Genomic DNA, 20,269 nt, shown 5'->3' on the forward strand with positions numbered 1-20,269 from the left:
GCTCGCGGCTCATGCGGTCAGGTGCTCCTGACGCTTGCCCTCGAGCAGCTTGGACACCATGGCCCCGAACACCAGGCCGATCGTCGCCCAGATGACAACCTGCGTGCCCAGCGAATACAGCCGGAACTCATAGAGATCGTCGGCGGGGAACGTCGGCGGGGTCTCGTCGATGGTCGGCAGGATCAAGAACACCACGGCCATCGAGACCACATAGTCGGCCATCCCGATCAGTGAGGCGTTCCAGACCCCCAGCTTGGGGATCAACCGTCGCACCAACAGGACCGAGCCCACGAACAGCGCCGCGGAGAGCACCACCAACAGCACGTAGAGCAGGGTCCGCTGCTTGATGGTCTCGTCGAGGCTCACCGCAGGTGGGTTCGGCGGGTACTTCAGCGCCGGGACGATCCACAACGAGACCAGCATGCCGCCCGCGGTCAGGGCCGCCAGGGCCCGCGCCGAGAGGTTGATCCGGCCGTACACCACGCAGAACACCACGGCCAGCAGGGCGCCCATCGCCACGCTGAAGATCAGGACGCCCAGGCCCATGCCGATGTTGGACTGCACGCCCCGGCTGAACAACTCGGCGCCCTCTTCGCCATGGGAATGGCCGCCGTGGGAATGCCCGGCCGCTTCGTGTGCCGCACCGACCCCGTTCTCGAAGTCGATCGCCCGACCGATCACCGGTTCGATGAACACCTTGGCCCAGACGAACGCGAGCACGCCGGCGAGGGCGCCGGCCAGTACGCCGCGCCCGATGATGTGTTTTTCCATTGTGTCGGTGTCTCGCTGCGAATCAGTGGCAGGGGAAACCGAGCAGATGGCGAGCATCGTGCACGAACTCGTGCACGTAGGTGTTGTTGCCCAGCACCGAGGTGGCGCCCTGGTCCATGCCGACGAAGTAGAGCGCGAGCAGCGCCACAAACGCGGTCAGCGTCAGCCAGAGCACCGCCTTCGTGGCCGACAGGTCGATTGCGCCAGCGTGGCTCTTACGTGCCTCTGCGGAAGTCATCTACGGGTCCTTTCCGGGAATTCGCGTCCCAGTCCGTGTGTGCGACAGGTCAGGGTCTGACTGTTCACAGTGGCGCGGCCGTCCTGGAGTTCCACCAGGTTCCTATGCCTGTCGATTACAGCAGCATCCTACGACCCGCGCAGGAGATCTCCGGTCGGCAGGTATGAAACAGGTATGAAAAATGCCCCCGCCGTTGTGGCGAGGGCATCTTTCGTGTTGAACCTTATTCCGCGGTGGCTCCGGCCTTGGCCAGATCCGGACCGTCGGGGCTGGCCGCCTTGGGCGCACCGGAGAACGTGAACTTCGCATCCTCGCCGGCGCCTTCGCCGTCCCAGCCTTCGACATCGACCGTGACCAGCTGACCGGGGCCGAGCTCCTCGAAGAGGATCTTCTCCGAGAGCTGGTCCTCGATCTCGCGCTGAATCGTGCGCCGCAGCGGGCGGGCACCCAGCACCGGATCGAAGCCACGCTTGGCCAGCAGAGCCTTGGCCTTGTCGGTCAGCTCCATCTCCATGTCCTTGGCCTTCAGCTGGTTGCCGACGCGGCCGATCATCAGGTCGACCATCTTGATGATCTCGTCCTGCGACAGCTGGTGGAACACGATGATGTCGTCGATGCGGTTGAGGAACTCAGGCCGGAAGTGCTTCTTGAGCTCGTCGTTGACCTTCTGCTTCATCCGCTCGTAGTTGTTCTCCCCGCCGCCCTGGCTGAAGCCCAGCCCGACCGCCTTGGAGATGTCGGACGTGCCCAGGTTGGAGGTGAAGATCAGCACCGTGTTCTTGAAGTCGACCGTGCGGCCCTGACCGTCGGTGAGACGTCCGTCCTCCAGGACCTGCAACAGGCTGTTGTAGATCTCCTGGTGGGCCTTCTCGATCTCGTCGAACAGCACGACCGAGAACGGCTTGCGGCGCACCTTCTCGGTGAGCTGGCCGCCCTCTTCGTAGCCGACGTACCCCGGAGGGGCACCGAACAGCCGCGACGCGGTGAAGCGGTCGTGGAACTCGCCCATGTCGATCTGGATGAGCGCGTCGTCGTCACCGAACAGGAAGTTCGCCAGCGCCTTGGACAGCTCGGTCTTACCGACACCGGACGGGCCGGCGAAGATGAACGAGCCGGACGGACGCTTCGGGTCCTTCAGGCCGGCGCGGGTGCGGCGGATGGCCTTTGAAACTGCACGGACGGCATCCTCTTGGCCGATGATCCGCTTGTGCAGCTCCTCTTCCATGCGCAGCAGGCGCGTGGTCTCGGCCTCGGTCAGCTTGAACACCGGGATACCGGTCCAGTTGCCCAGCACCTCGGCGATCTGCTCGTCGTCGACCTCGGCGACCACGTCGAGATCGCCCGAACGCCATTGCTTCTCCCGCTCGGCGCGCTGGGCGACCAGCTGCTTCTCCCGATCGCGCAGGCTCGCGGCCTTCTCGAAGTCCTGCGCGTCGATCGCGGACTCCTTCTCCCGGCGCGCGTCGGCGATCTTCTCGTCGAACTCACGCAGGTCTGGCGGAGCAGTCATCCGGCGGATGCGCATCCGGGCACCGGCCTCGTCGATCAGGTCGATCGCCTTGTCCGGCAGGAACCGGTCGTTGATGTAGCGGTCGGCCAGGGTGGCCGCGGCCACCAGCGCGCCGTCGGTGATCGAGACCCGGTGGTGGGCCTCGTAGCGATCGCGCAGACCCTTGAGGATCTCGATGGTGTGCTCGACCGTCGGCTCACCGACCTGCACCGGCTGGAACCGGCGCTCCAACGCGGCGTCCTTCTCGATGTACTTGCGGTACTCGTCGAGGGTGGTGGCGCCGATGGTCTGCAGCTCACCGCGGGCCAACTTGGGCTTGAGGATCGACGCGGCGTCGATCGCGCCCTCGGCCGCACCGGCACCCACGAGGGTGTGCAGCTCGTCGATGAACAGGATGATGTCGCCGCGGGTGTTGATCTCCTTGAGCACCTTCTTCAGGCGCTCCTCGAAATCACCGCGGTAACGGCTGCCGGCCACCAGGGACCCCAGGTCCAGGGTGTAGAGCTGCTTGTCCTTGAGCGTCTCGGGGACCTCGCCGTGCACGATCGCCTGCGCCAGACCCTCGACGACGGCCGTCTTGCCGACGCCGGGCTCGCCGATCAGCACCGGGTTGTTCTTGGTGCGACGGCTCAGCACCTGCATGACCCGCTCGATTTCCTTTTCACGGCCGATGACCGGATCGAGCTTGCCGTCGGCGGCGGCAGCGGTGAGGTTGCGGCCGAACTGGTCGAGGACCAGCGACGTCGACGGGTTGCCCGACTCGCCACCACGGCCACCGGTGCCGGCCTCGGCCGCCTCCTTGCCCTGGTAGCCGCTCAGCAGCTGGATGACCTGCTGGCGCACCCGGGTCAGCTCGGCGCCGAGCTTGACCAGGACCTGCGCGGCGACGCCCTCGCCCTCACGGATCAGGCCGAGCAGAATGTGCTCGGTGCCGATGTAGTTGTGGCCGAGCTGCAGCGCCTCGCGCAGGCTCAGCTCGAGGACCTTCTTCGCGCGCGGCGTGAACGGGATGTGGCCGGACGGCGCCTGCTGCCCCTGGCCGATGATCTCCTCGACCTGGCTGCGCACGCCCTCCAGCGAGATGCCCAACGACTCCAGCGACTTGGCGGCTACGCCCTCGCCCTCGTGAATAAGACCCAACAGGATGTGCTCGGTCCCGATGTAGTTGTGGTTGAGCATCCGGGCCTCTTCTTGCGCCAGGACGACGACCCTGCGGGCACGGTCGGTAAATCTCTCAAACATCGGTGGTTACCTGCTCTCCATCGCGTAGCGATACCCGCGTACGGCTTTGTTATATCGGTTCTCTCAGAGCCCGCACGAAGTACCTGCCGTCCACTCTAGTGGGCGGCCGCCCCGGGCGCGGAGGTTGGCGGTCTGTTCCGCCCGAGGAGACCCGCCCGCAACCGGTGCTGCAGATGAGCAACGCCGCCGGTCGGCGAATCGTTTCCCGAAACCACGGCTTTCGGGTTCGCCATTAGCGAAAAACTCCGGACCGGGAATTCTCACCGGTCCGGAGCTGGCAACTATCGGTTGAGTTGCGGTCGATTATGTGGCGGCGTGGAAAGCGTCGATGACGTCTGCCGGGATGCGCCCGCGGGTGGACACGTTGTGCCCGTTGCGCCGCGCCCATTCACGAATGGCGGCACTCTGCTCACGGTCGATGGCACCGCGGCCACGGGCCGGCCCGGCAGCACGCCCGCGCCGGCGTCCACCGACGCGACGGCCGGCCTCCACCCACTGCTTCAGGTCATTGCGGAGCTTGGCGGCATTCTTGGACGAAAGGTCGATCTCATAGGTGACACCGTCGAGACCGAATTCAACCGTCTCATCGGCGGTGGCTTCACCATCGAAATCGTCGACCAACGTGACGGTCACTTTCTTTGCCATTACCCCGCACCGAACCCTTCTGCACACGCCATTGGTGACTAAGCCTGAGTATCCTGCACCCGGGGCCCAATGTGCCACAAAAACACGCACATTTCCAACAGGGTGTCGATCACACCGGTCCAGTTGCAGTGTCAGTTACTGTGACGACGAACAATCGGGAACAAAACCGTCTCCCGAATAGACAAGCCCGTCAACGCCATCAACAGCCGATCGATACCCATTCCGGTGCCGGTGGTGGGCGGCATCGCGTACTCCAATGCGGCAAGGAAATCGTCGTCGAGAACCATTGCTTCATCATCACCGGCGGCCGCAGCGCGGGCCTGGGCCTCGAAACGTTCCCGCTGGATTACCGGATCGACGAGTTCGGAATATCCGGTGGCGAGTTCGAAACGTCGTATGTAGAGGTCCCATTTCTCGGTGACCCCGGCAATGCTGCGGTGGGCCCGGGTTAACGGTGAGGTCTCGACCGGGAAGTCGCGAACGAACGTCGGCGCCCACAACTTCGCACCCACGGTGTGTTCCCAGAGTTCCTCGACCAATTTTCCGTGCCCGTAGCCGCGGTCGCGTGCAATCTCGAGCTCCAGGTTGTCGGCAATACGCCACAAGTGCTCAACGGATGTCTCGGGAGTGATCTCCTCGCCAAGGGCCTCAGACAACGAGGGATACATTTCCAATGTGTCCCATTGGCCGTCGAGGTCATAGATTGTGCCATCAGGCAATGGCACCTGACGGGTGCCGATCGCCTCATCGGCGACCTCTTGAATAAGTTCGCGCGTGACAACCGCCGAATCGTTGTAGTCACCGTACGCCTGATATGTCTCCAGCATCGAGAATTCCGGTGAGTGCGTGGAATCGACACCTTCGTTGCGAAAGTTCCGATTCAACTCGAAAACGCGGTCAAATCCGCCGACGATGCAACGTTTGAGGAACAGTTCCGGCGCGATCCTCAGGTACAGATCGACATCGAGTGCATTGGAGTGGGTAATGAACGGGCGAGCCGCCGCGCCGCCGGCCAGCGTTTGCAGCATCGGCGTCTCGACTTCCAGGAAGCCCCGGCGTTCCAGCGCCGAACGGACCGCACGCACCACGGCCACCCGCTGACGCGCGATGCTGCGGGCCTCGGGACGCACGATGAGATCGACATAGCGTTGACGCACCCGGGCTTCTTCGCTCATTTCTTTGTGAGCAACCGGAAGTGGCCGCAGCGCCTTGGCCGCCATCTGCCACGAGTCGGCCAGCACCGACAGTTCGCCGCGCTTCGAGCTGATCACTTCACCGTGGACGAACACGATGTCGCCCAGGTCCACGTCGGCCTTCCACGCATCCAGCGACTCCTGCCCCACCTGGGCCAGGCTGATCATCGCCTGCAGCTGCGTGCCGTCGCCCTCCTGCAGCGTCGCGAAGCACAATTTGCCCGAGTTACGCGCGAACACCACCCGGCCGGAGACGCCGACGATGTCGCCGGTCTGGGTGTCGGCGACCAGGTCCGGATAGGCATCGCGCAGCTCGGCCAACGTGTGGGTCCGCGGAACGGTCACCGGATAGGGCTCGCGGCCCTCTGCCAGCAGCCGCTCCCGTTTGGCCTGACGAATCCGGAACTGCTCGGGAAGGTCGGCCTGGGACTGGGACGCGTCGTCGCGATCGGCTGGGCTCACAAAATGCCAGCTTAAAGGAACACCGGAACGCGTCCTGCCACGCCGACGGGCCGGAGGAACTCGACTGCGAGGTCGCGGGCCGGTGGGCACGGCTGCACGGTCAGCCGTTGTGTACAACCTCACAACCGCGACCCGCCGCCCCGGCGGCGAGCCGCCTCAGCGGGCCGGCTTCAGCCGGCCGCGCTGGCTGTCGCGGTTGCGTTCGAACACCAGGCGCAGCCCGTCGAGGGTGAGGTTGCGGTCGTAGTGCTCGACCGTGCGCAGGTCCGGCAGCACCAGCGGAGCGGTGTACCCGGTGGCCACCACCGCGACGTCGCCGCCGGAGAATCCGTCGACGTCCTCGCGAATCCGGTTGACCAACCCGTCGACCAGTCCGGCGAATCCGAACACCGCACCGGCCTGCATGCATTCCACGGTGTTCTTGCCGATCACCGAACGCGGCCGGGTCAGCTCGACGCGGCGCAGCGCGGCGGACCTGGCGGCAGCAGCGTCAGACGACACCTGCACCCCGGGGGCGATGGCCCCGCCCAGGAACTCGCCCTTGGCCGATACCACGTCGACACAGATCGACGAGCCGAAGTCGACGATGATCGCCGCGGTGCCGTATTTGTGAAAGGCGGCAAGGCAATTCACGATCCGATCGGCCCCGACCTCCTTCGGGTTGTCGACCAGCAGCGGGATGCCGGTACGCACCCCGGGCTCGATGAGCACGTGCGGCACCGACGGCCAGTACTGCTCGAGCATCAGCCGTACCTCATGCAGCACCGAGGGCACCGTGGAGAGGGCGGTCGCGCCGGTCAGTTCGTCCGCGGCATCACCGATCAGGCCGTCGATGGTGAGCGCCAACTCGTCGGCGGTCACCTCGGATTCAGTTCGAATCCGCCACTGCTGCACCACTTTCGCGTGATCTCCGGACCCGGAGATCAACCCGACGATGGTGTGGGTGTTGCGGACGTCGATGGCGAGAAGCATCAGCGCGGTGACATCAGTTCGGACACGTCTTCGGGGACGTAGGCCGGATCGTGACTGTGCTCGCCGAGGTCGATCTGCTTGTTGTCGTTGTCCACGAAGACGATCCGCGGCCGGTAGGTACGGGCCTCGGCGTCCTCCATCACGCCGTAGGCGATCAGGATGACCAGATCCCCGGGATGGATGAGATGCGCGGCCGCGCCGTTGATCCCGATCACCCCGGTGCCCCGCTCACCGGTGATCGCATAGGTCACCAGGCGGGCGCCGTTGTCGATGTCGACGATCGTGACCTGCTCACCTTCGAGCAGGTCGGCGGCCTCCATCAGGTCGGCGTCGATGGTCACCGAGCCGACGTAGTGCAGGTCCGCCTGCGTCACGGTGGCACGGTGAATCTTGGATTTCAGCATGGTGCGCTGCATCAGTTCCTCCAGGGCAGTTCATGATTGTCGTCGCCGACGCGGGGGTGTCCGTCGATGCCGGCCGAGGCACCGATGTCGACAGAGATGTTGTCCAACAGCCGGGTTCGGCCCAGCCGGGCGGCCACCAACAGCCGGGCCTGGCCTTCGGCCGGGGCCGGGCCCAGCAGCGCGTCGCGCACCTCGAGATAGTCGACGTCGATGGCCGGAACCTCGTCCAGCACGGCACGGGCCGCCTCGATGGCGGCCAATGCACCACCGGCGGCGGCGTACTTTCCGGCCAGCAGGGCCGCTGACAGTGCACCGGCCTGCTCGCGTTCGTCGGCGTCGAGGTACTGGTTGCGTGAGGACATCGCCAGCCCGTCGGACTCGCGCACGATGGGCACCCCGACGATCTGCACATCCACGTTCAGGTCGGCGACCATCTGCCGGATCAACGCCAGTTGCTGGTAGTCCTTCTCGCCGAAGAACGCCCGATCCGGCCGGACGATCTGCAGGAGTTTGAGCACGACGGTCAGTACGCCGGCGAAATGTCCTGGGCGCGAGGCACCTTCGAGCTCGTCGCCGACGGGGCCGGGCTGTACGCTGGTGCGCGGGCCGTCCGGATACATGGCCGATGCGGTTGGGGTGAACACGATGTCGACGCCTTCGGCACGCAACGCGGCCAGGTCGTCGTCAAGGGTGCGGGGGTAGGCATCGAGATCCTCACCGGCGCCGAATTGCAGTGGGTTGACGAAGATCGACACCACCACCACCGCACCGGGCACCCGCTTGGCCGCACGAATCAGGGTCAGGTGCCCGCCGTGCAGCGCGCCCATCGTCGGTACCAGCGTGATCCGCCGGCCGCTGGTGCGCAGCGCCCGCGTGACCGCCGAGACGTCGGCGGGCGCGGAGTAGACATTGAGCTCGCCGGCCACGAACTTGGGCGGATTGCTGTGGGTCATCCTTGACTCGTTTCCGGGCTCGATTCGGTCAGAACTTGCAGGACGTCCTGCGGTGCGTGGGCACGTTGAGCGGTCCGCAGCGAATTGGCCCGATATGACTGGGCCAGTTGAGGATCCAGTTCGGCCAGCGCCTGCAGATGCGCCGCCACCGCGGCCGCGTCACCACGGGCCACCGGCCCGGTCAGGGCGGCCTGACCGCGTTGCAGCGCATTCTCCAGCGCCGCCCGGGCCAGCGGTCCCACCGCCCGCTCGGGCAGCCCGCCGGGGGCATCGCCGACGAGTTCCTGGCCGAGCAGTTCCTGACCGCGCAGCGAGGCCCGCAGGGTGTCGACGGCATCGAGCACGAGGGTGACCAGGTGGTTGCTGGCATGCGCCAGCGCGGCGTGATAGCGGGTCCTGGCATCCTCGGGGACCCGGAACGGCTCCCCACCGATCTCCAGCACCAGCGACTGCCCGATCGCATACCCCACCTCGTCGGCGGCGGTGATGCCGAAACAGGTGTCGGGCAGCCGGGCGATGTCCTCGTCGGAACCGGTGAACGTCATCGCCGGGTGGATGGCCAGCGGTATGCATCCTTGCTCGCTCAACGGCGCCAGCACCGCGACGCCGTTCGCCCCGGAGGTGTGCACCACGATGGTTCCGGGCCGGACGGCACCGGTGGCAGCCAGGCCGGATACCAGGGAGGCGAGCTCGGCGTCGGGGACGGCCAACAGCAACAGCTCGGCGCGCCGGGCCACCTCGGCCACCGGGAGGATCGCGGTGTCGGGCAGCCGGCGCTGCGCCCGCAGCCGCGAGGCCTCGGAGATCGCGCTGCACGCCACCACGACATGTTCGACCCGCTCCAAGGCATGGCCGAGCGCCGTGCCGACCCGGCCGGCGGAAATGACGCCGACGCTGAGCCTGGCCGGACGCAGGCCCTCAGGTGGAGACCACCCGTCTGCCGGGAGCTGCTGCATCGCAGACGACCTCACAGGATGAATAGGTTCTCGTTCCAGTCCCGCGTGGCGGGTACCGGACGGTCGCCACGAGACTAACTCACGGTTCGCGACGCCTGCGACGGCCGCCTTCTGCCGGGGCCGACTGGAACCGTGCCAGCAACTCACTGACCGACTGTCCGTCGGCGTGGTGGCCGTTCTGTGGCTCCGGCTCGTCGTCGCTGCGGTGCCGCGACGCCCGCCGCGGCGGCTGGGAGGGCGGCGCCGACGGTTCGGCGGCCAGGGCCGGTGACGGCTGAGCGGCTGCGGGCCGCGCTGGATCGGACTCGGCCGGGGCGGAGTGGCGACCGCGAGGCGGCTCGGGCGTCTGGGCTGCCGACATCGCCGGGGCCGGGGTCCCCGGGGGTTCCGGCGTGGGCTCCGGGGCCGGTGCCGCTGTGGGTTCCGGGGCTGTCTGCGGGGTCGACTCCGGGGCGCGACGCCGGCCGACGTACTCGGTTGCCGCACCGTTCTGCGGGGTCACCGGGGCTGACCAGTTGCTGCCCGGTGCGCCCGCGGGAATCCACTGGCCCTCGGCGGGGGCGGGTTGCCAACCGGTCGCGGCCGGTTCGGAAGCCGCGTCCGGTGCCGGTTCCGGTGCCGGCACGGGCCCGGGCTGGGGCTCCGGTTCGGGGGCTTCGATCGTCGGTGACGGTTGCATCGGGGGCATGGTCGGCGGTGGGGGCGGCGGCGCCCAGGCCGACGTGGCCTCCGCGGGCCGACGTGCCGCCGGTTGCGGCTCCGGACGGGGCTGGGGTTGGGGCTCGGGCTCGACGCGAGGTTCGGGCTCCGCCTGGGGCTCGCGGCGCGGCGGCTCCGGCTGGCGTGCGGACTCCTGCTGCTGGCGCCGACGGCGGCGCGGCGGTTCACCCGCGGGCATCGGCCGTGACGGCAGCCGGTGGGCACCACCGGAGGTCGCCCAGTCGTTCTCCGGGGGATGCGGCTCGGCCGGAACGTCGATGATCGGGGTTTCCTCGGTCCGCGACGTACGGATGTCGGTGACCTCGACCGGTGGCACGTCCAGACGGCTGGCGGTGACCCGGCCCGCGGTGCGTACCGCGCTCTTGTCGGTCTCGATGGCCGGGCGGTTCATCAGGTCGGTGTCGAACAAGATCTCCAGGTTGGCCCGCAACGCGGCGAGTTCGGCGCGCAATGCGGCCACCTCGTCGGCGGCCTGGGCGCGCAGCTCGGAGGCCAGCTCCCGGCGCAGTTGGGTTTCGACGGTCAGCTCGTACTCTCGCCGCGCGGAGATCTCCCGGTCCAGCTGCAGGTCGTAGACGAACTTCAGGTCCCGCGCCTTGGCCTGGTCCAGATCGCTCTGGCGGCGGTAGATGACAGAGACGAAGGCCGCCACCACGGCAGCCCACAGCGCCAGGATGACGGCGAGTTTCAGCAACTCGACTCGATCGGTGAAGACCAATGCGGAACTGGCCAGAATGGCGAGCACCAGCAATACCGTCAAGAGGAGCCAGCCCGGCCTTCGGCCGCCGCGCCGTGGCCGACCACCGCGGGGCAGAACGGTCATGCGCCGACTGTACCCGTCACCGGCCATTCAGCCGGGCGACCGCTGCGGCGATTCGGCCATCGACCTGAGGAAATCGGCTATTCGGTGGCGGTGTCGCCGTTGTCGGGCGGCTCGCCGGGGGACGTGCAGCAATGCTGCAGCCACACCGCCGCAACGGCGAGCGCCAGCGCACTGATCGCGGCGACCACCGCACCCGGGGTGTCTTCCCCGGCCACCCGCAGTTCGCCGCGGCGCGGCAGCAGGTAGACCACGACACCGATCCACCAACCCGCGACAATGGCCCCGACCCAGGCCGACGCCTTGGCGATGACGACCGACCGGGCCACCGCCAACGGATGCAGCCGGCCGGTGCCGACCCCGATCTGGCCGTCGTTGATCTTGGCCCGCACGTAGAACGCCCAACCGGCCTCGATGAGTGCGACCGCCAGCAGCGACAGACCGGTCCACACCGTCAGCGGCGGAAACCACCGATAGAGAATTGCGACCAGCACATAGCCGACGATCGCCACGATCGCCGTGGTGCCGGCCAGATCACGTTTGCGGGTCGGCCCCATCAGTCGGCCACGGGTGCGGTTCGGGCGACCAGTTCCAGATCCGTGCGCCGGACCCCGGCCCGCTCGACCGGATCGATCTCCTCGAGCAGATAGGCCACTCGACACGACTGGCCGACCACGGTCAACGTGGCGTCAGGATCGACAGCGAGCCACGGGATGAGCACGAACGCGCGCAGATGCGCCAGCGGATGAGGCAACGTCAGCTCCTCGTCCCGGGAGAACACCTCGACGTCGCCGTCGTGGCAGGTGATCAGGTCGACGTCGAGGGTGCGCGGACCCCACTTCTGTTCCCGGACGCGGTCGGCAGCCTGTTCCAGGGCCTGGCCGCGCCGCAGCCAGCCCCGGGCGTCGAGATCGGGTGCGTCCGCGATCACCACCGCGTTGAGGAACGGATTCTGCTCGACACCACCCCAGGCGTCGGTCTCGAACACCGGCGACACCGCGCGCACGGCGGGCCCGAGCGCATCGAGGACCGATTGCAGGCGGGCCAGCCGGTCACCGAGGTTGGAGCCGATCGAGAGGACGGTGGAGGTCACGTGGCACCTCCGCTGTCTCTGTTCTGCTCCTCACGTCCACGGCGCGACCGGCGGGCCACCACCGCGACATCGTCAAACGTTAGCGGAATGGGGGCACTGGGCTTGTGCACCACAACCTCGACCGCGTGCAGCCGTTCGTCGACCATGAGGGCGTCGGCGATCTCGGCCGAAACCGTCTCGATGAGATTGCGTGGCGGGCCCGCGACGATGTCGGCCGCGCGCTCGGCCAGGGCACCGTAGTCGAGGGTGTCGGCAAGGTCGTCGGTTTCGGCCGCCCGGCGCAGATCCACCCAGGCGGTGACGTCGACGACGAATTCCTGACCGTCACGCCGTTCATGCTCGAAGACGCCATGGTTGCCGCGAACCCGTAAGCCGCGCAACTCAATTCGATCAGCCAATCCGTCCTCCAGATTCCCAGGCGTGCAGCACGGCGAGAGCGTCGACGGAGGCCACCACGTCATGCACGCGAACGCCCCAGGCCCCGTGCTGGGCTGCCAGCAGCGAGATCACGGCGGTGGCAGTCTCCCGGCCGTCGGGCGGCCGCGGCGCACCGTCGGGGCCGGCCAGCAGTGCGCCCAGAAAGCGTTTACGTGACGCACCGACCAACACCGGGATCCCGGTGGCGACGAACTCCGGCAGGGCGTGCAGTAGTGCCCAATTGTGTTGCGCGGTCTTGGCGAAGCCCAGACCCGGATCGATGATCAGCCGCTGCGGATCGACCCCGGCGGCCACTGCGGCGTCGACCGCGGACAGCAGCTCGGTGCGCACCTCGGCGACCACATCGCCGTAGGCCGGGGCGCGGTGCGGCCGGTCCGCGCCGACCGAGCGCCAGTGCATCAGGATCCAGGGAACTTTCGCCTCGGCGAGCAGCGGGGCCATGTTCGGATCGGCCAATCCGCCGGAGACGTCGTTGACGATCTGTGCGCCGTTCTCCAGCGCAACTTTCGCCACGGCGGCGTGCATGGTGTCGATGCTGACGGTGATCCCTTGGGCGGCAAGGGCTTTTATGACGGGCCCGACGCGGGCGGCCTCCACCGCCGGGTCGATGCGCACCGCACCGGGGCGGGTCGATTCGCCACCCACGTCGATGATCGCCGCCCCGGCCGCGGCCAGTGCCAACCCGTGTTCGACCGCACGGTCACGGTCGATGAATTTGCCGCCATCAGAGAAGGAATCGTCGGTGACGTTCACAACTCCCATGACCTGCACAGGGGTGGGCTTCACTTCCGCAGGATAAGTTCCAGCGCCTCGGCCCGGGATGCCTTGTCCGTCTTGAACTGTCCGCGCACCGCGGAGGTGGTGGTGACCGCGCCGGGTTTACGGACCCCGCGCATGGCCATGCAGAGGTGCTCGGCCTCGATCACCACGATGGCTCCGCGCGGATCGAGCTTGCGCATCAGGGCGTCGGCGATCTGGGCGGTCAGCCGCTCCTGCACCTGCGGACGCTTGGAGTACAGATCGACCAGCCGGGCGATCTTCGACAGGCCGGTCACCCGCCCGTCCACCCCGGGGATGTACCCGACGTGGGCCACCCCGTGGAACGACACCAGATGGTGCTCGCAGGTGGAGTACATCGGGATCTCCTTGACGAGCACGAGCTCGTCGTGTTCCTCGTCGAAGGTGGTGTTGAGCACCGCATCCGGGTCGGTGTACAGGCCCGCCATCAGTTCCTTGTACGCACGCGCCACCCGAGCCGGGGTGTCCAACAGACCCTGACGGTCGGGGTTCTCACCGATGGCGATCAGCAGCTCACGCACTGCCGCCTCGGCCCGCGGTTGGTCGAACACCCGCGTGGCCGTATCGGTGTTGTTGTGATGCTCGCGCAGCGACTGCGACATCGAAGCCTCCGTTCTTCCGATCAGCCGTGGGTGCCTGGATTGGACCGGTCGGCCCGATCAGACCGGTCGGAACCGCCGTCCTGGCCGGCCTCCTCGTTGGGGTTGGGCTGACCTGGATGAGGATAGGGCTGATACGGGTACGGCTGGGGCTGTTGCCATCCCGACGGATGCGGCGGCGGGTACCAGTAACCCTGCTGCTGCGGGGGCGGCTGGTATCCGGGCTGCTGCGGCTGTTGCGGCGACTGGTGTTGCGGCGGCGGAGGCCAGCCGGGCGCATGCCAGCCGGCCGGCGCGCCGTAGTCGGGCTGCGTCGAGCCGTTGGGTGGTGCGCCGTTGCTCGGCACACCGTTGGTCTGACCGGCGGCCTGGGCCTTTTCGTTGGCCTCGCGGCTGGCCGCGGCGATGGCGGCCTTGAACGCCGGCTCCGGCACCGGCGGCGGCCACGGCTCACCGCGCTCGATGGCGATCTCGCCCGGGGTCTTGATCGGCGGCTTGTCTGACGGCACGCGGCCGCCGAAGTCGTCGAACATGGTCAGCCGGGGACGCTTCTTGACGTCGCCGAAGATGGCCTCCAGCTCGGCGCGGTGCAGCGTCTCCTTCTCCAGCAGCTCGCCGGCCAGGGTGTCGAGCACGTCGCGGTACTCGGTGAGGATCTCCCACGCCTCGGTGTGCGCAGCCTCGATGAGCTTGCGTACCTCGTCGTCGATATCGCGGGCCACCTCATGACCGAAGTCGGCCTGAGTGCCCATGGTGCGGCCCAGGAACGGATCGCCGTGCTCGGTGCCGTAACGCACCGCACCCAGCTTGGAGCTCATGCCGTACTCGGTGACCATCGCGCGGGCGATCTTGGTGGCCTGCTCGATGTCGGACACCGCACCGGTGGTGGGCTCGCGGAACACCAGCTCCTCGGCGGCGCGGCCACCCATCGCGAAGACCAGCCGGGCGATCATCTCGGAGCGGGTCATCAGGCCCTTGTCGTCCTCGGGCACCGCCACGGCGTGGCCGCCGGTGCGGCCGCGGGCCAGGATGGTCACCTTGTAGATCGGCTCGATGTCCGGCATCGCCCACGCGGCCAGGGTGTGTCCGCCCTCGTGGTAGGCGGTGATCTTCTTTTCCTGCTCGCTGATGATGCGGCTCTTGCGGCGCGGGCCACCCACCACGCGGTCGACGGCTTCTTCCAGCGCCGCACTCGTGATGATGGTGCCGTTCTCGCGGGCGGTGAGCAGCGCGGCCTCGTTGATGACGTTGGCCAGGTCCGCGCCGGACATGCCGACGGTCCGCTTGGCCAGCCCGTCCAGGTCGGCGTCGGGCGCGATGGGCTTGCCCGCCGAGTGCACCTTGAGCACCGCGCGACGGCCGGCCAGGTCGGGGTTGGACACCGGGATCTGCCGGTCGAAGCGGCCGGGCCGCAGCAGGGCCGGGTCCAGGATGTCGGGCCGGTTGGTGGCCGCGATGAGGATGACGCCCTGGCGGTCACCGAAGCCGTCCATCTCGACCAACAGCTGGTTGAGCGTCTGCTCACGTTCGTCGTGACCGCCGCCCATGCCGGCGCCGCGCTGGCGGCCGACGGCGTCGATCTCGTCGACGAAGATGATGCACGGGCTGTTGGCCTTGGCCTGCTCGAACATGTCACGTACGCGGGAGGCGCCGACGCCGACGAACATCTCGACAAAGTCCGAACCAGAGATCGTGAAGAACGGCACCCCGGCCTCGCCGGCAACCGCGCGGGCCAGCAGGGTCTTGCCGGTTCCGGGCGGGCCGTACAGCAGTACGCCCTTGGGGATCTTCGCGCCCAGCGCCTGGTAACGGCTGGGGTTCTGCAGGAAGTCCTTGATCTCGTAGAGCTCTTCGACCGCCTCGTCGACGCCGGCGACGTCGGCGAACGTGGTCTTGGGCATGTCCTTGCCGAGCTGCTTGGCCTTGCTCTTGCCGAAGCCGAAGCCCATCCGGCCGCCGCCCTGCATGCGGGAGAACATCACGAACAGCGCCACCAGCAACAACAACGGCAGCATGTAGATCAGCATCGAACCGAGGAAGCTGCCCTGGTTCACGGTGGTGCCGAACTTGACGTTCTTGGCGTCGAGCTGGTCGACGAGCTTGACCGCATAACCCGTGGGGTACTTGGTGATGACCTTGTCGGAGTTCTCGGTCTCTTCTTTACCGCTCTTGAGGTCGAGGCGCAGTTGCTGCTCGCGGTCGTCGATCTGGGCGCTGTTGACGTTGTCAGCGTTGATCTGAGCCACCGCCACCGAGGTGTCGACGGGTTTGTAGCCGCGGGTGTCGTCGCTGAAATAGAAGAACGACCAGCCCAGCAGCAGCACGACCGCGATCACGGTCAGCGTGCGGATCACATTTTTGCGGTTCATCGATCACTCGGCCGAGTTCGGCCCGGTCCTTCCAACGTGCGCAGTTGAGACATTCAAGGCTACCGCTAGACCAACGTTCGGCAGTTCCCGACGGTATCTAGCCCACGGCGCGCTGCTGTGCTTGGGTGAGATCGTGCTCACACCTACCGAACGGTTAGTCGACACCAACGGCGTGACATTGCGGGTGACCGAGGCGGGTGAACGCGGAAACCCGGTGGTGGTGCTCGCCCACGGATTCCCCGAACTCGCCTATTCATGGCGTCATCAGATCCCGGCACTGGCGGCGGCCGGCTACCACGTCCTGGCGCCCGACCAGCGCGGCTACGGCGGCTCCTCGCGCCCCGAGGACATCGACGCCTACAACATCATGGAGTTGACCGCCGACATCGCCGGCCTGCTCGATGATGTCGGTGCCGAGAAGGCGGTGCTCGTCGGCCATGACTGGGGCTCCCCGGTGGCCACCAACTTCCCGCTGTTCTTCCCCGAGCGCACCGCGGCGGTGGCCGCGCTGAGCGTGCCGCCGATCCCGCGCGCCCCGGCGCCGCCCGTCGCGATCTGGCGCAAGATCTTCGGTGACAATTTCTTCTACATCCTGTACTTCCAGGAACCCGGCGTTGCCGATGCCGCGCTGGGCGCTGACCCGCGACACTCCCTGCGTCGCTCGCTGGCGATGGAGGGCATTGCCGAACCGATCGAGAGCCTGGCCGATCGGCCGTTGCCGCCACTGCCGGACTGGATCACCGAAGACGAGTTCGAGCACTACGCGCGGGCCTACACCGAGAACGGTTTCACCGGGCCGTTGAACTGGTACCGCAACTTCGACCGCAACTGGGAGCTGACCGATCCCGACGCCGAGAACACCGCGGCCCAGACCATCACGGTGCCGACGCTGTTCCTGGCCGGCAGCGCCGATGCGGTGCTGAGCTTCACCCCGCGCGACCGTGTGCGTGACGTGGTCACCGGTGATTACCGCGAAGTGTTGCTCGAGGGCGCCGGGCACTGGTTGCAGCAGGAACGCCCGGACGAGGTGAACGCGGTGTTGTTGGAGTTCCTCGACGGGTTGGAGCTGAAGTGAGACCGCTGAACTTCGGCGCCTTCATCACGCCGTTTCACCCCGTCGGCCAATCCCCCACCACCGCACTGCAGTACGACATGGACCGGGTCGAGGCGCTGGACCGGCTCGGCTACGACGAGGCCTGGTTCGGCGAACACCACTCCGGCGGTTACGAACTGATCGCCTGCCCCGAGGTGTTCATCGCCGCGGCGGCCGAGCGCACCCGCCACATCCGGTTGGGCACCGGCGTGGTGTCGCTGCCGTATCACCACCCGCTGATGGTGGCCGACCGCTGGGTGCTGCTCGACCATCTCACCCGGGGTCGGGTGATGTTCGGCACCGGTCCGGGTGCGCTGCCCTCGGACGCCTACATGATGGGCATCGACCCGGTGGACCAGCGGCCGATGATGCAGGAATCCCTGGAGGCCATCCTGGCCTTGTTCCGCGCCGCCCCCGATGAACGGATCAGCCGCCAGACCGACTGGTTCACCCTGCGCGACGCGGCCCTGCACATCCGTCCCTACACCTGGCCGTATCCCGAGATATCCACCGCGGCAATGATTTCCCCGTCTGGTCCACGACTGGCCGGGGCCATGGGAACCTCGCTGCTTTCACTGTCGATGTCGGTGCCCGGCGGCTATGCGGCACTGGAGACCACCTGGGACATCGTGCGCGATCAGGCCGCCAAATCCGATCGGCCCGAGCCGGACCGGCAGAACTGGCGGGTGCTGGGTGTCATCCATCTCGCCGACACCCGTGAGCAGGCCATCGAGGACTGCACATACGGTCTGCAGGATTTCGCCAACTATTTCGGTGCGGCCGGTTTCGTACCGCTGTCGGAGAAGACCGAGGCCGCCGGCTCCGCCTATGAGTTCGTGGAAAACTATGCCGCCAAAGGTAATTGCTGTATCGGCACGCCGGCCGACGCAGTCGGCTACATCCAGGATCTGCTGGACCGCTCCGGCGGGTTCGGCACGTTCCTGATGCTGGGCCATGACTGGGCGCCGCCGGCGGCGACGTTCCATTCCTACGAACTGTTCGCCCGTGAGGTAATCCCGCACTTCAAGGGTCAGCTCACCGCGCCCCGCGCCTCCCACGACTGGGCCAAGGGCATGCGGGACCAGCTGCTGGGCCGGGCCGGGCAGGCCATCGTCAACGCCATCACCGAACACACCTCCGAGACCTCGAAGGCCGAAAACTGATGCGCGCGGCGGTACTTCGCGACGGCCGGATGATCGTCCGCGACGACGTGCCACCTCCGGTGCCCGGCCCCGGCCAGGTGCTCGTAGAGGTCAAGGCGTGCGGCATCTGCGGGTCCGACCTGCATTTCGCCAGCCACGGCGCCGACATGCTGGACGCGAGCGCGGACCTCGAAGGCATGCCCGACATGGACATCGACCTTTCCGGAGATGTGTACATGGGCCATGAGTTCAGTGCCGAGATCCTCGATGCCGGGCCGGATACCGAGGCGCCGGCCGCCGGGACGCTGGTCACCTCGGTGCCGGTACTGATCTCCGCGGGCGGGATCGCGCCGATCGTCTACAGCAACACGACCGTCGGCGGCTACGCCGAGCAGATGCTGCTGTCGGCGCCGCTGCTCCTGCCGGTGCCCAACGGGCTGAGCGCCGAGCACGCCGCGCTCACCGAGCCGATGGCCGTCGGCTTGCATGCGGTCAACGCCTCGCGAATCGAAGCCGGCGAAACCGCGCTTGTCGTCGGCTGCGGTCCGGTCGGCATCGCGATCATCGCCGCGCTCAGGCTGCGTGGTGTGGAAACCATTGTGGCGTCGGACTTCTCCCCGGCCCGCCGTGCACTGGCCGCGACGATGGGCGCCCACGTCACGCTCGACGCAGGTGAGGATTCACCGTTTCATCAGTGCAAGCCCGCCGTGGTGTTCGAAGCGGTGGGCGCACCGGGCATCATCGACGACGTCCTGCGCCGGGCTCCGGCCGGTGCGCGTCTGGTGGTGGCCGGCGTGTGCATGCAGCCCGACACTGTGCATCCGTTCTACGCGATCACCAAGCAGATCAACATCCAATTCGTCTTCGGCTACGACCCGGGCGAATTCGCGGCCTCGCTCCGCGCGATCGCCGAGGGTGAGATCGACGTGGCGCCGATGATCACCGGCACCGTGGGGCTCGACGGTGTGGCCGCGATGTTCGACGAACTCGCCTCGCCCGACCGGCATTGCAAAGTCCTGGTCACGCCATGACCCGACGGTAGGGTGCTGTCATGCGATTGCGTGCACTCGCCGCGGCGGGCCTGATTGTCCTCAGCCTTTCGGCCTGCGATGCCCAACCGGCCGGCGGCAGCGGGGGCGACCCTCGACAGGTGACGGTCGTGGGGTCCGGCCAGGTGCAAGGTGTACCGGACACCCTGACCGCCGATGTGGCAATGGAATTCACCGCGCCGGATGTGTCGGGCGCGCTCAATCAGTCCAGCCAGCGTCAGCAGGCCGTCATCGATGCCCTGGTCAGCTCGGGCATCGACCGCAAGGACATCAGCACCACACAGGTCAGCGTGCAGCCGCAGTTCACCGACAGCAAGATCTCGGGTTATCAGGCCAGCAATGCGATCAAGGTCAAGATCCGCGACACCGCCAAGGCGTCGGACACCCTGGCGTTGATCGCGAGCACCGGTGGGGATGCGACCCGGATCAACTCTGTCGACTATTCGATCACCGACGATTCCGATCTGGTGCGCGACGCACGGGCCCGGGCTTTCGACGACGCCAAGAACCGCGCCGAGCAGTACGCCGAGCTGTCCGGACTGGACCTGGGCAAGGTGATCTCGATTTCCGAGCAGTCCGATGGATCCACCCCGCCACGACCGACGCCGATGCCCCGCGCGGCGATGGAAGCGGTGCCACTGGAACCCGGTCAGCAGACGGTGAACTTCTCGGTGACGGTGATCTGGGAGTTGACCTAGGCCGCCGCGGGAGTGGCCATCGGCACGTCGTGCCGTCGGCGGTTTCGCAGGGGTGTCCGATGTGCCCGACTACGAGCGACAACTCAGCGACAATCGCCACAGTG

The 20,269-nt window shown here is 67.4% G+C and carries 20 protein-coding genes; 4 read left to right on the top strand and 16 right to left on the bottom strand.

Translation table 11 applies throughout. The features are described 5' to 3' along the window. Positions 1-9: 9 nt before the first annotated feature. From A5733_RS19745 to ftsH, 16 genes are all read right to left on the bottom strand, one after another. Complete coding sequence (locus A5733_RS19745; RefSeq protein ID WP_076241355.1) at positions 10-771, bottom strand: CbtA family protein; 762 nt, start codon at positions 769-771, stop codon at positions 10-12. Positions 772-793: 22 nt separating this feature from the next. Continuing rightward, positions 794-1,009: a CbtB-domain containing protein gene (locus A5733_RS19750; protein ID WP_067766452.1), complete on the bottom strand. Its 216-nt coding sequence runs from the start codon at positions 1,007-1,009 to the stop codon at positions 794-796. Between the two features lie 223 nt (positions 1,010-1,232). Next, complete coding sequence (clpC1, locus tag A5733_RS19755; RefSeq protein ID WP_076241356.1) at positions 1,233-3,761, bottom strand: ATP-dependent protease ATP-binding subunit ClpC; 2,529 nt, start codon at positions 3,759-3,761, stop codon at positions 1,233-1,235. A gap of 303 nt (positions 3,762-4,064) precedes the next feature. Then, complete coding sequence (lsr2, locus tag A5733_RS19760; RefSeq protein ID WP_003882525.1) at positions 4,065-4,406, bottom strand: histone-like nucleoid-structuring protein Lsr2; 342 nt, start codon at positions 4,404-4,406, stop codon at positions 4,065-4,067. A 131-nt stretch (positions 4,407-4,537) separates the two neighbouring features. Then, positions 4,538-6,061 (bottom strand): lysine--tRNA ligase, encoded by a 1,524-nt coding sequence (gene lysS, locus A5733_RS19765; protein WP_067766447.1) that lies wholly within the window; start codon positions 6,059-6,061, stop codon positions 4,538-4,540. Positions 6,062-6,217: 156 nt separating this feature from the next. After that, the gene (locus tag A5733_RS19770; RefSeq protein WP_067766444.1) at positions 6,218-7,033 is read right to left on the bottom strand and encodes a type III pantothenate kinase; all 816 of its coding nucleotides are present in this window, start codon (positions 7,031-7,033) and stop codon (positions 6,218-6,220) included. Further along, positions 7,033-7,449, bottom strand: coding sequence for an aspartate 1-decarboxylase (panD, locus tag A5733_RS19775; protein WP_067766441.1), 417 nt, complete (start codon positions 7,447-7,449; stop codon positions 7,033-7,035). Before panD ends, A5733_RS19770 begins: the two co-directional genes overlap by 1 nt. Further along, the gene (gene panC / locus A5733_RS19780; protein ID WP_076241357.1) at positions 7,449-8,390 is read right to left on the bottom strand and encodes a pantoate--beta-alanine ligase; all 942 of its coding nucleotides are present in this window, start codon (positions 8,388-8,390) and stop codon (positions 7,449-7,451) included. Before panC ends, panD begins: the two co-directional genes overlap by 1 nt. After that, positions 8,387-9,346 carry a Rossmann-like and DUF2520 domain-containing protein gene (locus tag A5733_RS19785; RefSeq protein ID WP_076241358.1) on the bottom strand — a complete coding sequence of 320 codons (960 nt, stop codon included), beginning with the start codon at positions 9,344-9,346 and terminating at the stop codon, positions 8,387-8,389. Before A5733_RS19785 ends, panC begins: the two co-directional genes overlap by 4 nt. A gap of 79 nt (positions 9,347-9,425) precedes the next feature. Beyond that, a complete protein-coding gene (locus A5733_RS19790; RefSeq protein WP_198938883.1) occupies positions 9,426-10,889 on the bottom strand; it encodes a DUF6779 domain-containing protein in 1,464 nt (487 codons plus the stop codon). Positions 10,890-10,966: 77 nt separating this feature from the next. Then, positions 10,967-11,443: a DUF3180 domain-containing protein gene (locus A5733_RS19795; RefSeq protein WP_067766427.1), complete on the bottom strand. Its 477-nt coding sequence runs from the start codon at positions 11,441-11,443 to the stop codon at positions 10,967-10,969. Beyond that, positions 11,443-11,979 (bottom strand): 2-amino-4-hydroxy-6-hydroxymethyldihydropteridine diphosphokinase, encoded by a 537-nt coding sequence (gene folK, locus A5733_RS19800; RefSeq protein ID WP_076241360.1) that lies wholly within the window; start codon positions 11,977-11,979, stop codon positions 11,443-11,445. The genes A5733_RS19795 and folK overlap by 1 nt, the downstream gene beginning before the upstream one ends. After that, entirely contained in the window at positions 11,976-12,377 is a 402-nt protein-coding gene (gene folB / locus A5733_RS19805) for a dihydroneopterin aldolase (protein ID WP_076241361.1), read from the bottom strand. The genes folK and folB overlap by 4 nt, the downstream gene beginning before the upstream one ends. Further along, positions 12,370-13,203, bottom strand: coding sequence for a dihydropteroate synthase (gene folP / locus A5733_RS19810; RefSeq protein WP_198938884.1), 834 nt, complete (start codon positions 13,201-13,203; stop codon positions 12,370-12,372). The genes folB and folP overlap by 8 nt, the downstream gene beginning before the upstream one ends. After that, the gene (folE, locus tag A5733_RS19815; protein ID WP_076241363.1) at positions 13,200-13,817 is read right to left on the bottom strand and encodes a GTP cyclohydrolase I FolE; all 618 of its coding nucleotides are present in this window, start codon (positions 13,815-13,817) and stop codon (positions 13,200-13,202) included. The genes folP and folE overlap by 4 nt, the downstream gene beginning before the upstream one ends. Before the next feature lie 20 nt (positions 13,818-13,837). Next, entirely contained in the window at positions 13,838-16,183 is a 2,346-nt protein-coding gene (ftsH, locus tag A5733_RS19820) for an ATP-dependent zinc metalloprotease FtsH (RefSeq protein ID WP_076241364.1), read from the bottom strand. Positions 16,184-16,316: 133 nt separating this feature from the next. Here ftsH and A5733_RS19825 point away from each other — a divergent pair, with 133 nt between their 5' ends. From A5733_RS19825 to A5733_RS19840, 4 genes are read left to right on the top strand one after another with little or no spacing between them, the layout of a single operon-like run. Continuing rightward, positions 16,317-17,258, top strand: coding sequence for an alpha/beta fold hydrolase (locus A5733_RS19825; protein WP_198938885.1), 942 nt, complete (start codon positions 16,317-16,319; stop codon positions 17,256-17,258). After that, complete coding sequence (locus A5733_RS19830; protein ID WP_067766412.1) at positions 17,255-18,439, top strand: LLM class flavin-dependent oxidoreductase; 1,185 nt, start codon at positions 17,255-17,257, stop codon at positions 18,437-18,439. Before A5733_RS19825 ends, A5733_RS19830 begins: the two co-directional genes overlap by 4 nt. Next, positions 18,439-19,449, top strand: coding sequence for a zinc-binding dehydrogenase (locus A5733_RS19835; RefSeq protein WP_076241365.1), 1,011 nt, complete (start codon positions 18,439-18,441; stop codon positions 19,447-19,449). The genes A5733_RS19830 and A5733_RS19835 overlap by 1 nt, the downstream gene beginning before the upstream one ends. 20 nt (positions 19,450-19,469) lie before the next feature. Then, positions 19,470-20,165 (top strand): SIMPL domain-containing protein, encoded by a 696-nt coding sequence (locus A5733_RS19840; protein ID WP_076241366.1) that lies wholly within the window; start codon positions 19,470-19,472, stop codon positions 20,163-20,165. Positions 20,166-20,269: the final 104 nt, after the last annotated feature.

This window comes from Mycobacterium sp. NS-7484, from assembly GCF_001953975.1.
Taxonomy (GTDB): Bacteria; Actinomycetota; Actinomycetes; order Mycobacteriales; family Mycobacteriaceae; genus Mycobacterium.

What these genes read in the sequence shown, in the direction of transcription:
- A5733_RS19745 (WP_076241355.1), bottom strand. Translation starts at nt 771, where the DNA reads ATGGAAAAACACATCATCGGGCGCGGCGTACTGGCCGGCGCCCTCGCC.
- A5733_RS19750 (WP_067766452.1), bottom strand. Translation starts at nt 1,009, where the DNA reads ATGACTTCCGCAGAGGCACGTAAGAGCCACGCTGGCGCAATCGACCTG.
- clpC1 (WP_076241356.1), bottom strand. Translation starts at nt 3,761, where the DNA reads ATGTTTGAGAGATTTACCGACCGTGCCCGCAGGGTCGTCGTCCTGGCG.
- lsr2 (WP_003882525.1), bottom strand. Translation starts at nt 4,406, where the DNA reads ATGGCAAAGAAAGTGACCGTCACGTTGGTCGACGATTTCGATGGTGAA.
- A5733_RS19770 (WP_067766444.1), bottom strand. Translation starts at nt 7,033, where the DNA reads ATGCTTCTCGCCATCGACGTCCGCAACACCCACACCATCGTCGGGTTG.
- panD (WP_067766441.1), bottom strand. Translation starts at nt 7,449, where the DNA reads ATGCAGCGCACCATGCTGAAATCCAAGATTCACCGTGCCACCGTGACG.
- panC (WP_076241357.1), bottom strand. Translation starts at nt 8,390, where the DNA reads ATGACCCACAGCAATCCGCCCAAGTTCGTGGCCGGCGAGCTCAATGTC.
- A5733_RS19785 (WP_076241358.1), bottom strand. Translation starts at nt 9,346, where the DNA reads ATGCAGCAGCTCCCGGCAGACGGGTGGTCTCCACCTGAGGGCCTGCGT.
- A5733_RS19790 (WP_198938883.1), bottom strand. Translation starts at nt 10,889, where the DNA reads ATGACCGTTCTGCCCCGCGGTGGTCGGCCACGGCGCGGCGGCCGAAGG.
- A5733_RS19795 (WP_067766427.1), bottom strand. Translation starts at nt 11,443, where the DNA reads ATGGGGCCGACCCGCAAACGTGATCTGGCCGGCACCACGGCGATCGTG.
- folE (WP_076241363.1), bottom strand. Translation starts at nt 13,817, where the DNA reads ATGTCGCAGTCGCTGCGCGAGCATCACAACAACACCGATACGGCCACG.
- ftsH (WP_076241364.1), bottom strand. Translation starts at nt 16,183, where the DNA reads ATGAACCGCAAAAATGTGATCCGCACGCTGACCGTGATCGCGGTCGTG.
- A5733_RS19835 (WP_076241365.1), top strand. Translation starts at nt 18,439, where the DNA reads ATGCGCGCGGCGGTACTTCGCGACGGCCGGATGATCGTCCGCGACGAC.
- A5733_RS19840 (WP_076241366.1), top strand. Translation starts at nt 19,470, where the DNA reads ATGCGATTGCGTGCACTCGCCGCGGCGGGCCTGATTGTCCTCAGCCTT.